Source organism: Bradyrhizobium sp. Cp5.3 (genome assembly GCF_000426265.1).
Classification (GTDB): Bacteria; Pseudomonadota; Alphaproteobacteria; order Rhizobiales; family Xanthobacteraceae; genus Bradyrhizobium; species Bradyrhizobium neotropicale.
In genome coordinates this window covers 1-13,624 of record NZ_AUFA01000034.1, presented here as the reverse complement: position 1 = coordinate 13,624, position 13,624 = coordinate 1, and the positions used below count along the sequence as shown (strand labels likewise).

The following is a 13,624-nucleotide window of genomic DNA, read 5'->3' as shown; positions in this document are numbered from 1 at the left end:
GCCGGGCATTTTCAATTTGTGTCACCATGCCCCGCCATCGCGAAATGACGTGACGCCCCTATAATGCGGATAGTGGCGATTGGTCGCGGGAGAGGCCGAGGATGCGAACGATTCTGGCAGGCCTGATTTTGTGCAGTGCAGTTGCTAGTGCAGCCGCAGCCAGCGAGCCGTCGCCGGAGATGATCGCTCGCGGCGAGGCACTGGTGGTGGCCGGTGACTGTGCGGGTTGCCACACCGCCGATCCCGCGAAGCCTTTTGCCGGCGGAACGCGCATCGACACGCCCTTCGGCGCGATCTTCACCCCGAACCTGACGCCCGACCGCGACACCGGGATCGGCGCCTGGAGCGATGCCGATTTCACCCGCGCCCTGCGCTACGGCACCGCGCCGGACGGCTCGCTGTACTACCCGGCCTTTCCCTATCCCTATTTCACCCGGATGACGAAGGACGACACGCTGGCGATCCGCGCCTATCTCGGCACGCTCGCGCCCGTCGTGAGCCGCAACAAGCCGCCGGAGCTGCGATGGCCGTTCGGCCATCGCGGCCTGATGCGGGTCTGGAATTACATGTACTTCAAGCCCGGCCTGTTCGAGCCGGACCAGAGCAAGAACGCCGAGTGGAATCGCGGCGGCTATCTCGTCACCGGGCTCGGCCATTGCGGCGCCTGCCACACGCCGAAAAACTATTTTGGCGCGGACAAGGACGCACAGGCGTTGTCCGGCAACGAGGTCGGCGGCTGGTTCGCTCCAAGGCTCGATGGCGCGGCGCGCAGCGGGCTGAAGTCCTGGAGCGCCGAGGACATCGCCGAATACCTGCAGAGCGGCCGCAACGCCAGGAGCCATGCCGACGGGCCGATGGCGGAGGTCGTTGTCGGCTCGACGTCGAAGATGAGCGACGCCGACGTGCGGGCCATGGCGGTGTATCTGAAGAGCCTGCCGGCGGCGCGGCGTGAGCCGATCGTGACGCCGCCTGACGAGGCCGAGCTGAAGGCCGGCCAGGCCGTCTACGCGCGGCTCTGCATCGCCTGCCATGAAGCCGACGGCTCCGGCGCGCCGCGCATCTATCCGCCGTTGCCGGGCAATGCGCTGCTGCAATCGGTCAATCCATCCTCCACCTTGCGCATCATCCTCGACGGCGCACACACCGTGACGACGCCGCGCGCCCCCAACTCGGGCGAGATGCCGCCCTATGCCAAGCAATTGTCCGACGAGCAGATCGCGGCGGTGACGAACTACATGCGCAATTCCTGGGGCAACGCCGCGCCGCTGGTGACGCCGGCGCAGGTGGCGAAGGCGCGGAAGCAGCAGCCGTAGTTGGCTCCCTCTCTCCGTTCTTAGGGGTCGAGACGAGCTTCGCTCGCTCTGAGAGGGTCACGGTGAGGGTTCGCAAAGACGAACTCACGGAGAAAACTCAACCGACTATTGCGCTGTCCCTTAGACGTCGGTGGCGCGCCTCTCGAAGAGTGGCATGCAATACGAGCATGAGGACGACCAGGAGCGCCGCCCCTGAAACGGAGGCATCGAGAGATCGCTCTGCATTATTGCTAGGGCTTCCCGCAAGGAACGCCGTTTGCAGCAGGCCATAGCCGCCAGCAAACGCCAAAAGTCCATACGTGAGGCTGCGTTCCCGTAGCGTGGCCAAGTCGGAAAGGTCTGGCAACAGCATGGCCAACGCGACACCTACGATGGGTAGGTCGTAATCATAGGCGTAGGGACTGATCATTACGGAGGCGAGGACGGCCACGCCTAGTGCGAAGCGGGGCGATGGTCCTCTAACCACACCTAGCGTGAGTGTGCCTAGAGCGAGACATGCTGCTAACGCTTGGCCCCAGGCAGCAGCGGCGCTCGATCCGCCCATGGCATAGAGCATCGCATAAGTCGAAATCATCCGGAACAGTGGATATCGGCCTTCCTGCAAAAAGGAAGCCGACTCCCTCACGCCCTCCAACCAGGCGCCCCAGATTGATGGAGTAAAAACAATCGTGCAGACGAGGGAGCTTAGAATGATCGTCACGCCGGCAGCCGTAATCACGGGCCATCGCCTGATCAAGAGCATGTAGACACCAGCCGCGATGGCCAGATGAGGCTTGATGATCATGGCTCCAAGTGCGATCCCGGCGAGAAACGGTCGTCTCTCGATGTTGATGCAGGCAAGTCCCATCAATATGCCGGTCAGAAAGCCGTTTTGGCCGCTGCCAATCGTGACAGCGACGGCCGGAAAGCTGACGATCAGCACAAGGGCGAAATTCTTTTCCGCGATAGCCCGCAAGGTCGCCAAATAGGCTCCCAAAGTCAGAGCCGTGAACGAAAGATAGGCTGCCCAACCGGGCAGAAGAGCCAGCGGTGACAGAAGTAGGTCGAACTGCGGCGGATAGGTCCAAGGCATGAAGCTCGTCGCGTCGGCAGATGCTTCTGCCTGCATCTTCACAAATGATTGGAACCGATAGGTCAGATCGACATCGCCCAGCCATACCTTCTGCGCGACAATGTAGAAGGCCGCAAAATCGGTTGCCTGGCCCGCTTCCCAAAATCCGTGGCCAAAGAAGCGGAACGCTTTGGAAAGAACAATTGCTGCGAATCCGGCGACTATGATGCGGACATAGGCTGCCCGCTTCGGCGGTGCAAAGTCTTGAATCTGCTCCAACGCTGCGGCGAACATTCGGCGCGACCTCCGATGAGCAATACGGCTCAATTCTCAATGCGCCCAGATTGCCGTGTAAATCTTACGAGCGAAGCGGTGATATCGAGCGAGATCATCAAAGGGGGCCGATCCTAAACGAACAGCGCGAGCCGTCCGGATGAAGACCTTCACCATCTTCGTCTTCGGAGCTGGTCCGACGGTCTTACCGGGTGAACGGAGTCACGATGACGATCAACGTGACGACAGCGATTGCAGCCAAGATAAGGAGATCGGCCACATGGAGCTCGCGGGCGGTCTTGAACTTGAACATTGGCATAACAGTTGTTAACGCGACATGCTCTGCGTCTCTCTCTCCGATCGCCCCGGGGCACGCGTTGGCTTCGGAGATGATCTGCCGGCCAGGAAGCGGCACTCCTCGCCGCCCGGATCTGCCGAGTGCGGTTGCCAAAGCGACGCCGATCAGCCACAGCAGCCCGCCGCCCGCCAGATCGACCACGTAATGTCCCCCGATCGGGAGTGTCGATATCAACACGAGTGAATTCCAGGCCGTCACGATCCAGAACAGCCAGCCGGTTTCGACTGCAGCGAATATGGTCATGAGCGCGAGGCAGCAATGAAACGATGGAAAGGTTACGACCCCTTGCAGACTGGCGAACGATATCACCGGCGAGAAGGCGTTCCTAAAGTACTCGAACTTCGCGAGATGATATGTGCCCGCGTTGAGAGGCAACTTTCGGATAACGTCGGTCGAATAATCGAAATAAGCGAAAGCACCGATCGCAGGCCATACAATCGAAATCGTGGTGGAGGCGACGATGGTCAGACTGCAGACAAAGACCAGCTCCCAAAGCTTATCGTAGCGGCGCAGAACAGCGAGAAGCCCGACAAGTCCCAGCAACTGCGCGAAGGAACTATCATAGGCGATCCCGAGTAGATTTGACAGCGCAGGGCGATCTGCAAACCATGCAATGATCGACGGGAGATCGATCGCCAGGAGGCGGTCACTCTCTGCAAGCGCATCATCAATCAAGGGAAAGTGGTATCGCAAGCCAACAAGACTGATAATTCCAGCCATCCCAATCGAAAGGAAGAGAACGGCGACTGCGCCGCATATATTCGAGAGAACTGGCGCCGGACGCCACGTCCCATAGAAAATGTAAACGGAGATGAGAAACGCCATCAGCCCTACGGATAGGGCAAGGCTGCGAGCCTCTATGGCTACGCCTAGCGTCGCGAGCAGAAATACCGCGAAACCGCACGCCGCAATGCCGATCAACCAGCAGCACTTCTCAGTGCGCTGATGGGATCTCCCCCTGTGTCCGAGCGCACTTGAACTGGCGATCTTCGGATCTTTCGATGGTCCAATGCGATCGGGCGATGCCGTCGCTCGTGCGAAGGTCGACGCACTGAACATTCCGAATTTCCAATTACGACAACCGACGTGCAGCTTTTGACTATTTCATCTGTAGGTTTAGCACGCGCATCGCGCGGTTGTATCACCAGATTATTGCAATCGATTTCCATGGTGAACGGTTTGTTTTCAGATATTTCTGTCGACGTTCGCCCAAGGGAACCGTGCTTGCCTTGCCGGCGGCTAAGGAAAAGGAGCCGCACGCACAGTCGCGTCTGCGATCTTCCCGCGGCTGCACGCGTCTCGAAGACAAGAACAATCAGCGCCGTAAATCCGCTTTTGGCTGGCTGCTCTGGCACTTCGTACGGCGCTCGTCCAAGAGGATTGATGCGCGCCTGAGGGCGCAAGCGGACATCATGTCGACCTGTGCTATGCCCGCCGGGGCTCAAAGGTAACGCCTTCCGTAAAGCCAATATTTACCATCCCCTCACGGCCGCCCCGATCGAAATTGCGTACATCTCCCCGCATTCGCCTTCGCCAAGGCTCCGGCGGACAAGAGCGGGGCGAGGTCAGAAAGAGCCCTACCGCTCATCACCCGTGAACACGAATTTCGGCATCTCCCATTTGTACCGCACCGCGAGCAGACGGAAGCTGATGCCGAGCACGAAGGTCAAAATGGTCCAGAGCTCGGCGTTGAGCTTGAGGCCAAACGCCGTGGCGTAGAACAGGCCGGTGACGACCGAGACGCTGGCATAGAGCTCGGAGCGAAACAGCAGAGGCACGTCGTTGCAGAGGACGTCGCGCAAGACACCGCCGGCGCAGCCCGTCACCATGCCGCAGACGATGACGATCGGGAGCGAGGCATCCATCTGCCAGGCGACGTCGCAGCCGGCCATGGTGAACACGACGAGGCCAATGGCATCGAGCACGATGAAGGCGACCTTCAGCCGGTGCACGAGGCGCGCAAACAGGATGGTGACGAAGGCTGCGCCGCCGGCCAGAGCGAGATAGATCGGGTTGGCGACCCAGGCCAGCGGGTAGTGGCCGAGGAAGAGGTCGCGCAACGTGCCACCACCGAGCGCGGTGATGCAGCCGAGGAAGCAGACCCCTAACCAGTCCATGCTGCGTCGTCCGGCCGCAAGCGCGGCCGTCATGCCCTGTGCGGCCACCGCGACCAGGGACAGGAAATGCAGCACGCTATCGCTCGGCGGCAGGCTCCACATTGCTTTGTTCCCTTGCTCGCGTGGAACTCACGTCCCGGGTTCCCCACGAACAGGTTCCCGATTCCCGGGGCGCGGGCAACAACATGCGACGAAAGCATTAGCGAGCACGGAACGGAATCTCGCAGCCACGGGTTGTCTCGGGGCAATAATCGAGGAGACCAATCGATGGCTGACGACCGTTTTCCCAACGATCCGTACCGCCCGAACCTCGCCGACGATGAGTATCTTCGCGCGGCACGCCGGGATGCCGACCTGCAGGCCGATCCCGAGCTCGGGGAAGGCCCCGCCTCCAGCGGCAAAGTTGCCTTGTTCGCCGTTGCGATCGCGCTGGTGCTGGGCGCCGTGTTCTACGGCCTGAACAACACGAGTACGACCAACCAGGCCAGCAACGCCCCGCCCCCGCAGACCGCGCAGACGCAGCCGACCAATCCGGCGGCGCCTCCCGGCATGCGTGACGTGACGCCGAAGAACAACACCGCGCCGGGCGTGACCACGGGTGCGGCACCGAACAAGCCGGCGGAGCCGGCCGCGCCGTCTGACGGCGGCAAGGCGCAGTAACCGAGTCGAAATGCGAGCGCGGCGGGACCCGACATCCCGCCGCTCGTCGTTCACGTCAGCTGACCGTTCGCGTCAGCTGAACATCTTGTTGAGCTCGCCGCCGGGATAGCCGCTTCCGAGCTCTGCGAAGGTCCCCTTCTCCGCCATCTCCTTTGCCGCGCGCATGAAGCCGCCCCAGGCGGCGCGCGCGAGCGAGCCGCCGACGCTGATCCGGCGCACGCCGAGATCGGCGGCCTCCTGCAACGACAGGCCCGAGCCGCCGATCAGCAGGTTGAACGGCCTTGGATGCACGGCCTTCACCACCGCGGCGATGTCCTCGCGCGTCTTCAGGCCCGGCGCATAGAGGCAATCGGCGCCGGCGTCCGCATAAGCGGTGAGCCGGTCGATGACGAGCTTGAGATCGGCAACGCCCCAGAGGTAGGCCTCGCAGCGGCCGACCAGGAGCGTGCCGCTGTCGCCGATCGCCCTGCGCGCCGCCTTGATGCGCTCGACCGCGAGCGCGCGCTCGTAGATCGGCTTGTCCTTGTCGCCGGTGGAATCCTCGATCGACAGGCCGGCGACGCCGGTCCGCACCCCGCGCTCGACATTTTCCGCGACCCTGTCGGGCTCGACGGCAAATCCGCCCTCGAAATCCGCATTCACGGGGATGTCGACGGCCGAGCACAATGCTGCCAGATGCTGACAGACGTCGTCGACCGTGACGCGGTTATCGGCGTGGCCGATGGTCCAGGCAAAGCCCGCGCTCGACGAGGCGATCGCCTTGAAGCCGAGATGCTGCAGCGCCTTGGCACTGCCGACGTCGAACGGATTGGGCAGGATGAAGCAGCCGGCATCGTGCATCTTCCTGAACGTCGCGCGTTTGTCCGCGGTCGTGACATGCATGTTTCTCTCCCTTGTTGGCCGCGCAGACATAGGCACCCACCCGGGGCAGCGCCAGTGCGCGCCCGGGCACACGCTAGTGTGCGTCGTGCACGGCGCGGCTGTCCTTCGGCGCCTGTTCGCGATCGGTCTTGCCGTAGTCGCGGATGACGCTGGCAATGCGCAGGCGGTAGTCGGCGAAGATCTTGCCGCGACCCTTGGCTTGGCTGCGGCGGTGCTCCATCGTGTTGCGCCAGGCCTCGACCGCCGCCTCGTCGCGCCAGAACGAGACCGACAGGATCTTGCCCTTCTCGGTCAGGCTCTCGAAGCGTTCGACCGAGACGAAGCCGTCGATGGTTTGCAGGAGCGGCTTCAGATCGGCCGCGAGATCGAAATAATCCTGGCGGTGTTCCGGCTTCGGCCAGACCTCGAAGATCACGGCGATCATGGGCATCTCCCTGTTTGCGACGTGGCTACAATACCACCTTGCGCAGGAAGGTCCGCTCCTCGGCAAGAATAAACTTGTTCTCCTCGGCGAAATGGAAATTGGCCATGCCTTCCGCATCCTGGCGCAGCCGTGCGCGATAGGCTTCATAGGCGGCCAGACTCTCGAAGGTGATCAGCGCGAAGGCGATGTTGTTGGTGCCCTCATGCGGCATGAAATAGCCGATCAGGTCGCCGCCGCATTTCGGGATGATGGTGAGCCAGCGCTTCGAATAGTCCTCGAACTGCGCGCGCTTGAACGGATCGAGCTGATAGCGGATGAAGACGGTGACGGACATGCGGGTTCTCCTCGTTTCGCCGTCATTGCGAGCGCAGCGAAGCAATCCAGAGTGCGGCCGCGGAGGCAGCCTGGATTGCTTCGTCGCTTCGCTCCTCGCAATGACGAATTGGTTACACCCTACGCCCTTGCCCGGCACCAATGCTTCGGCTAGCATCGAAGCATGAAAGCAGGACCCGACATTGCCATGGTCGCCTCGCTGGTCGGCGACCCCGCCCGCGCCAACATGCTCACGGCGCTGATGAACGGCCGCGCGCTCACCGCAAGCGAGCTCGCGCAGGAGGCCGGCGTCACGCCGCAGACCGCAAGCTCCCATCTCGCCAAGCTCGAGGCCGGCGGACTGATCGAGCCGGAGAAGCAGGGCCGGCACCGCTATTACCGCCTCACCGATCCCGACGTCGCCGGCGTGCTCGAAGGGCTCGCAGGCCTTGCCGCGCGGGCCGGCCACATGCGCGTGCGCACGGGACCAAAGGATCCGGCGCTGCGGCGGGCGCGGATCTGCTACGACCATCTTGCCGGCGATCTCGGCGTGCAGATGCTGGACAGCCTGCGCGAGCGAAAACTGGTGAAGCAGAAGAAGCAGGAGATCGAGCTGACGGTGGAAGGCGAACGCTTCCTCGCCAGGCATTTGCAGATCTCGCCCGACATGCTTACCCATCCGCGCCGCCCCGTCTGCAAGGCGTGCCTCGACTGGAGCGAGCGGCGCCATCATCTCGCCGGCACACTTGGCGCGGCGATGATGAGGCGCTTCACCGAACTGAAATGGGCCGCGCGCGATGCCACGCCCGGCAGCCGCGTCGTGAACTTCACCCGCACCGGCGAGAAGCAGTTCGCCGCGCTGTTCGTCAACGGGCGGGAGTAATCACGCAAATCGCGATAAATCGCACGTTTGCGTGTGATCGGACGATCTCGTCACGGCCGGGCTTGACCCCGCCATCCACGCGTTTATTGCGGCTCGCACGTGGATGACCGGGACATCTGCGCGAAGACGCGCTTCGCGCCTTTGCCCGGGCATGACGGAGACTGTGTCTCACAGCGTCAATTCCAATCAGAGCCTCTCCATGAACCGCATCCTGCCGGCCGCACTCTGTGCCGCTCTTCTCGCCTCCGCCCCTCTCGCATCCCACGCCGCCGATGCCACACCGCGCGAGCCCTACGGCATCGCGCTCGAAGGCTTCGCCTATCCCTACCCCGTCAACCTCTTGCCGCTCGTCAGTGACGGCGAGAACGTCCGCATGGCCTATATGGACGTGGCCCCGGCGCAGCCGAACGGCCGCACCGTCGTGCTGCTGCACGGGCGCAATTTTCCGTCGAGCTACTGGGCGCCGGTGATCAAGATGCTGAGCGAGGCCGGCTATCGCGTCGTAGTGCCGGACCAGATCGGCTTCGGCAAATCCTCCAAGCCGCAAGGCGAGCTGCATTTCGACACGCTGGCGCGCAACACCATCGCGCTGCTCGATCATCTCAAGATCGACAAGGCAGACATCGTCGCCCACTCGCTCGGCGGCATGCTGGGGGTGCGCATCGCGCGGGCTTATCCGGATCGGGTCAACCATCTCGTGCTGACCGCGCCGATCGGGCTCGAGGACTACCGCCTCTACGTGCCGCCGGTGCCGACCGAGAAGATCATCGAGACCGAGGACAAGCTGACGCCGGAGGGCTACCGCAAGCAGCTCGAGACCAACTACGCAATCAAACTTCCGCCGGACCAGATCACGCCGTTCATCGACGCCCGCTTCAACATCAAGGGCAGCCCGGATTATCCGCGCTGGCTGCGCGCCTTCGTCAGCTCCGGCCAGATGATCTATCGCGAGCCGGTGGCGCACGAGATCCCGCTTGTTTCCGAGCCGACGCTCTTCATCATGGGCGCAGACGACCACAACGCACCAGGCCGGCCGAACGCGCCGGAGGCGCTGCGGCCGAAGATGGGGCACAACGCCGATCTCGCAAAAGCGTTCGCCGACAAGATGCCGAACGCACGAGCCGAGGTGATTCCGGACACCGGTCACCTCGTCTTCCTGGAAGCGCCCGACAAGTACCGGGAGCTGGTGCTCGGCTTCCTTGGCCGCTAGCGCCAATCGCTGTCGCCTGAAGCAACATCGCGACAAGCATTCATGTCGCATTCAGGTCATGATTGCGAAGTTGGATCGCGCCGTGTCGACACATCCCACCCGAATTTAATGTGTCGAATCGTGTCTTTTGATTCATTGTGCGCCGCAAGCGCCCTCCCCAAGGACCAGAAGGAGATCAAATGAAATTTCTGTTTGCAGCCGTCATGCTCGCCAGCGCTGTCGTCGGTTTCAGCGAGGCGGCCAGCGCCGCCGAGGGCTGCGGTCCCGGCTGGTACCGTGGCCCGTATGGCGGCTGCCGCCCGATGCGCGGCGGTCCGGTCGTCGTGGCCCCTGGCCCTGTCGTGGTCGCCCCGGCGCCGGTCGTCGTGGTGCCGCGTGCACGCGTCTGCCCGTACGGCTTCCGCTGGTACTACGGCCGCTGCCGTCCGATTTGATCTGATCTTCTCGTGCTGCGAAATGGCCGCGCGGCATGCTGGCGCGGCCATTTTCTTTTGCCGGGATGAACGAAAACGGGGACCGCAAGGCGGTCCCCGTTTGTCAGGGAAGGCCGAATTGCCGGCCCCGACCTACCAATGCCGCCAGTGGCGGCGATGCCAGCGTCGGCGCCAGCCCCAGTGCCGATGACGCCAGCCCCAATGCCGGTGACGCCAGCCCCAGTGGCGATGATGCCAGCCGCCGTGCCAATGAACCTGCTCAGGCTTCAGACGAGCGGCTTCCTCGCTGGTGGTAACCGCGGGATGAGCCTCCGCAGTGCCTTGCGGCGTGCGGGCCAGCTCACCGATCGGTTGTGGCGATAGCGGCGCGGCCTGTGCAGTCGCCGTGAACGCGGCCGCTCCAGCCGCGACACCGAATGCAAGCTTCAAGAAGTTGCGGCGCTCCATGACATCTTTCCTCTTGGATCATCGTCCTCGTGATGCAGAATGAAGTGTCGGAGCAGCGACATGAACTGCGGCTGAAGCGCGCGTTCAGGTTCATTGAAAAGCTGACATGAAGTGACAGCGCTGATACATTTACCCCGGACTTCGCTGCGCTCCATCCGAGCTACGATTGCCTCAGCACCGTCCTTCCGGGGCGACGAGGCTATGTCCCAAATTCCTGCGCCAGCACCAGCGTCTCTCTCGCGCGCGTCACCTCGGGCCAGTCGCGGTTGAAATCGGCCGTCAGCCGCTTCAACGCCTCGCCCCTCAGCATGGCCTCGAGCGCAGCCTCGTCATCGAACTGATACACCGCCTGATGCAGCGACGGATCGTCGAGGCTCCAGAACCGCCACGCCTTGGCGACGCCGAACGCCTTCACCGCATCCGGCAGATGTTCGGTCGACGAAGAAGGCGGCGGGCATGGGATTCTCCCTGATGTTTTTGTAACCCGGCAACGCTGACAACGGGGAACTTAGCAGCGGACGCACATTGACGCGACCGCCCGCTGAAACGCGGCGCCAGCCGTCATACTTTGTTCAAAGACCGGGTCGAAGATTCCGGACACGACAAGGGCTGGGTCGTCCTGCATGGGTTCATCAAAACCAGAGGAAACAGCCATGGCAACCAAGGTAAAACCGGTTCCCGAGGGATACCACACCGTCACGCCCTATCTCGTCGTCGATGGTGCGGAGAAGATCATCCGTTTCATGAAAGACGCTTTTGGAGCCCAACCGGTCTTCGAGCCGATGATGCGGCCCGACGGCAAGGTTGGACATGCGGAGTTCAAGGTCGGAAATTCCATCATCATGATTTCCGACGCCTCGGAGCGCGCACAAGCAACATCCACGATGCTCTATCTCTACGTACCCAATGTCGATGCCGTCTATCAGAAGGCGCTCAAGGCCGGCGGCACATCGTTGATGGAGCCCGCTGATCAATTTTACGGCGACCGAAGCGGCGGCGTGACGGATCCGGCCGGCAACCGCTGGCACATCGGCACCCATATCGAGGACGTATCTCCGGCCGAACTGAAGAAGCGCGCGGCGGAGGCCATGAAGCAGCAGCACAAGGCTGCGTAGACGAAGTCACAGCTTCGCAGGATGGGCTTCGCTATGCTCAGCCCATCCTGCGCGAGATCTAAAGGGTGCGATTGAGCTGGCGCTGCAGCGGGAGGTTCAATCCAAATTCATCACGCCTCTAGTTCTGTGAACGCGTAAAGGGGACAAACCGCACGTAGGCGACGCTGCGCGTCGTTGTCTTGCCGGGCGCGACTTTTTCGACGACCGTGAGCTGCTGCGTGCCGTAACCGGCTCCCACCGGCATGATGAGGCGACCACCCACCTTGAGCTGCTCGATCAAAGGCGGTGGCGTATGCCCGAGCGCGGCCGTCACGATGATGGCGTCAAACGGACCGCATTCGGGCCAGCCACCGTAGCCATCGCCAAGCCTGACGCTGACATTGTCATACGCGAGGTCTCTCAGAGTCTTCGTGGCGGTCTCGGCCAATTGCGGGATGATCTCGATGGTGCAGACCTTTCGCGCCAGGCGCGCAAGGATGGCGGCCTGGTAGCCCGAACCTGTGCCGATCTCGAGCACGACGTGATCGGGCGCGACTTCGGCCAAATGGGTCATCAAGGCCACGATGTAGGGCTGCGAGATGGTCTGGCCGAGGCCGATCGGTACCGGACTGTCGGCGTAGGCGATCGCGCAGGACCGCTCGGCGATGAACAGATGGCGCTTGGTTTGCGCCATGGCCTCGAGCACCCTCTCCGACAGTCCTTGCTGTCCCAAGCCACTTCCGGCGGACCGGGCGTAGGCCCGGATGGTTTCGACCATGGCGGCGCGTTCACGGACGCATTGGTCGTCCTGTGGCGCATCCTGTGCGGCCGCCTCCCACGCAGCGACAACCATGGCAAACACGTGCAGCAAGCCCTTCATGATCGTGCGCTCTCCACGAGATACGCAATTCACGTCGACCGCTGCATCCAGTCGCTACAGCTTGTAGCCGATCTTTCGCAGCAGGTCTTTCCGCCACGCAATGTCCGCGTCGGTCTCAATGCCCAGCGGCGAGGCGCCATCCACCACGCCGAGCACGCCGCGGCCGAGGTCCGTTTGCGCGACGATCACCTGCGTCGGATTGGCCGTCGCACAATAGATGCGGCAGACCTCCGGCACCGCGCGCACCGCAGCCAGCACGTTGACGGGAAAGTATCCGTCACCCAGGAAGATCAGGAACGTGTGACCGGCGCCGATGGCCGATGCGTTGTCGCGTGCCAGCGTAAGCGCGGCTTCGTCGTTCCCCGACCAGCGCACCAGCCGCTTGCCGGAGGCCTCGCAGAAAGCCAGCCCGAAGCGGATGCCCGGCACCGCGCCGACCAGCGCCTCGTGGAGGTCTTCCACGGTCTTGATGAAATGCGACTGGCCGAAGATGAAGTTGGTGGCGTCCGGCTTGACGATGGGCACCACGGTGAGTTCCATGGCCGCGCTCCCTCAAGGGTCCAACACCCGTCATGGTAGGCCCCCGGCAGGCGATTGCAAGCCGCTTCACATCAGCTTCATGGGCGTATCAGCGACCAGACGAAGATCGATCCTGCCGATCAGCTCCAGGCGGCGCATCTCCGCGGCACTGATCGCGGCGTCAGTCTGCCGCAGCGTGCTGATGTTGGAACCGAGCGATACGATCCCGCCCAGCACCAGCGCGATCGACCCGAGCGCCGCGACCTGACCGGCTCCGAGCAGGCCGAGGATCGTGATCAGCAGCAGCGCGGCACCGCCGCCGATGGCGATCTTGGACGCCAGGATGATCTTCCGGCACCGCTCGGCGACCTCGGCCAGCGCCTCGATCCGCGCTTCGATGTCTGAAATCTCGTCTGGAGGATCGTCTTCGGTCATTTGATTTTGGATCGAGCCCGTAGGGTGGGTTAGCGTAGCGTAACCCACCGAGGTCTTGACGCGCGGCCGATTCCGCTGGTGGGTTACGGCTTCGCCTAACCCACCCTACGCTTTTGTCACAACGGCAAATTGTCGTGCTTCTTCGCCGGCATTTCCGTCTTCTTGTCCTTCAGCATCGCCAGCGCCCGTGCGATGCGGCGGCGGGTCGAGTGCGGCATGATGACGTCGTCGATGTAGCCGCGCTCGGCGGCGATGAAGGGGGACAGGAAGCGGTCTTCGTATTCCTTGGTGCGCGCGGCGATCTTGTCGGGGTCGCCGATGTCGCCGCGGAA

17 protein-coding genes and 1 pseudogene are annotated in these 13,624 nt (G+C 62.9%); 6 read left to right on the top strand and 12 right to left on the bottom strand.

What is annotated here, in order from left to right; all coding sequences use genetic code 11:
• Positions 1 to 101: 101 nt before the first annotated feature.
• A complete protein-coding gene (locus K289_RS0131485) occupies positions 102 to 1,313 on the top strand; it encodes a cytochrome c (RefSeq protein ID WP_027555117.1) in 1,212 nt (403 codons plus the stop codon).
• Between the two features lie 97 nt (positions 1,314 to 1,410).
• Here the strand turns inward: K289_RS0131485 and K289_RS45825 are convergent, their stop codons facing one another.
• The 3 genes from K289_RS45825 to K289_RS0131470 all read right to left on the bottom strand — a co-directional run bounded on the left by K289_RS45825 (position 1,411) and on the right by K289_RS0131470 (position 5,214).
• The gene (locus K289_RS45825) at positions 1,411 to 2,658 is read right to left on the bottom strand and encodes a glycosyltransferase family 87 protein (protein ID WP_051311009.1); all 1,248 of its coding nucleotides are present in this window, start codon (positions 2,656 to 2,658) and stop codon (positions 1,411 to 1,413) included.
• 184 nt (positions 2,659 to 2,842) lie between these two features.
• Positions 2,843 to 4,054 (bottom strand): phosphatase PAP2 family protein, encoded by a 1,212-nt coding sequence (locus tag K289_RS0131475; RefSeq protein ID WP_084788799.1) that lies wholly within the window; start codon positions 4,052 to 4,054, stop codon positions 2,843 to 2,845.
• A 518-nt stretch (positions 4,055 to 4,572) separates the two neighbouring features.
• On the bottom strand, positions 4,573 to 5,214 hold the full coding sequence (locus K289_RS0131470; protein WP_027555115.1) for a trimeric intracellular cation channel family protein: 642 nt from the start codon (positions 5,212 to 5,214) through the stop codon (positions 4,573 to 4,575).
• Positions 5,215 to 5,379: 165 nt separating this feature from the next.
• Here K289_RS0131470 and K289_RS0131465 point away from each other — a divergent pair, with 165 nt between their 5' ends.
• Positions 5,380 to 5,772: a hypothetical protein gene (locus K289_RS0131465; protein ID WP_027555114.1), complete on the top strand. Its 393-nt coding sequence runs from the start codon at positions 5,380 to 5,382 to the stop codon at positions 5,770 to 5,772.
• Positions 5,773 to 5,844: 72 nt separating this feature from the next.
• Here K289_RS0131465 and K289_RS0131460 read toward each other — a convergent pair whose 3' ends face one another.
• The 3 genes from K289_RS0131460 to K289_RS0131450 form a co-directional block, all read right to left on the bottom strand.
• Complete coding sequence (locus K289_RS0131460) at positions 5,845 to 6,654, bottom strand: oxaloacetate decarboxylase (protein ID WP_027555113.1); 810 nt, start codon at positions 6,652 to 6,654, stop codon at positions 5,845 to 5,847.
• 73 nt (positions 6,655 to 6,727) lie between these two features.
• Positions 6,728 to 7,078 carry an antibiotic biosynthesis monooxygenase gene (locus K289_RS0131455; RefSeq protein WP_027555112.1) on the bottom strand — a complete coding sequence of 117 codons (351 nt, stop codon included), beginning with the start codon at positions 7,076 to 7,078 and terminating at the stop codon, positions 6,728 to 6,730.
• Positions 7,079 to 7,103: 25 nt separating this feature from the next.
• On the bottom strand, positions 7,104 to 7,412 hold the full coding sequence (locus tag K289_RS0131450; protein WP_027555111.1) for an NIPSNAP family protein: 309 nt from the start codon (positions 7,410 to 7,412) through the stop codon (positions 7,104 to 7,106).
• Between the two features lie 162 nt (positions 7,413 to 7,574).
• On the opposite strand from K289_RS0131450, the gene K289_RS0131445 reads away from it, so the two are divergent.
• The 3 genes from K289_RS0131445 (at position 7,575) to K289_RS0131435 (ending at position 9,917) form a co-directional block, all read left to right on the top strand.
• Positions 7,575 to 8,273 carry a winged helix-turn-helix domain-containing protein gene (locus K289_RS0131445; RefSeq protein ID WP_027555110.1) on the top strand — a complete coding sequence of 233 codons (699 nt, stop codon included), beginning with the start codon at positions 7,575 to 7,577 and terminating at the stop codon, positions 8,271 to 8,273.
• A 199-nt stretch (positions 8,274 to 8,472) separates the two neighbouring features.
• Positions 8,473 to 9,483, top strand: coding sequence for an alpha/beta fold hydrolase (locus K289_RS0131440; RefSeq protein WP_027555109.1), 1,011 nt, complete (start codon positions 8,473 to 8,475; stop codon positions 9,481 to 9,483).
• 179 nt (positions 9,484 to 9,662) lie between these two features.
• Complete coding sequence (locus K289_RS0131435) at positions 9,663 to 9,917, top strand: GCG_CRPN prefix-to-repeats domain-containing protein (protein WP_027555108.1); 255 nt, start codon at positions 9,663 to 9,665, stop codon at positions 9,915 to 9,917.
• 132 nt (positions 9,918 to 10,049) lie between these two features.
• Here K289_RS0131435 and K289_RS45820 read toward each other — a convergent pair whose 3' ends face one another.
• A complete protein-coding gene (locus K289_RS45820) occupies positions 10,050 to 10,364 on the bottom strand; it encodes a twin-arginine translocation signal domain-containing protein (RefSeq protein WP_035686510.1) in 315 nt (104 codons plus the stop codon).
• A 199-nt stretch (positions 10,365 to 10,563) separates the two neighbouring features.
• Positions 10,564 to 10,800 (bottom strand): annotated as a pseudogene (locus K289_RS45815) (hypothetical protein); the annotation flags it as partial.
• Positions 10,801 to 11,017: 217 nt separating this feature from the next.
• Here K289_RS45815 and K289_RS0131415 point away from each other — a divergent pair.
• On the top strand, positions 11,018 to 11,479 hold the full coding sequence (locus K289_RS0131415; protein WP_027555107.1) for a glyoxalase/bleomycin resistance/extradiol dioxygenase family protein: 462 nt from the start codon (positions 11,018 to 11,020) through the stop codon (positions 11,477 to 11,479).
• A gap of 118 nt (positions 11,480 to 11,597) precedes the next feature.
• Here the strand turns inward: K289_RS0131415 and K289_RS0131410 are convergent, their stop codons facing one another.
• The 4 genes from K289_RS0131410 to K289_RS45810 all read right to left on the bottom strand — a co-directional run.
• A complete protein-coding gene (locus K289_RS0131410) occupies positions 11,598 to 12,338 on the bottom strand; it encodes a protein-L-isoaspartate(D-aspartate) O-methyltransferase (RefSeq protein ID WP_035686506.1) in 741 nt (246 codons plus the stop codon).
• A gap of 54 nt (positions 12,339 to 12,392) precedes the next feature.
• Positions 12,393 to 12,878 (bottom strand): adenosine-specific kinase, encoded by a 486-nt coding sequence (locus K289_RS0131405; RefSeq protein WP_027555105.1) that lies wholly within the window; start codon positions 12,876 to 12,878, stop codon positions 12,393 to 12,395.
• A gap of 66 nt (positions 12,879 to 12,944) precedes the next feature.
• Complete coding sequence (locus tag K289_RS0131400) at positions 12,945 to 13,292, bottom strand: hypothetical protein (RefSeq protein WP_027555104.1); 348 nt, start codon at positions 13,290 to 13,292, stop codon at positions 12,945 to 12,947.
• A 116-nt stretch (positions 13,293 to 13,408) separates the two neighbouring features.
• Positions 13,409 to 13,624: carboxyl transferase domain-containing protein (locus K289_RS45810; RefSeq protein WP_035686503.1), on the bottom strand; the 216-nt coding region annotated here is incomplete at its 5' end.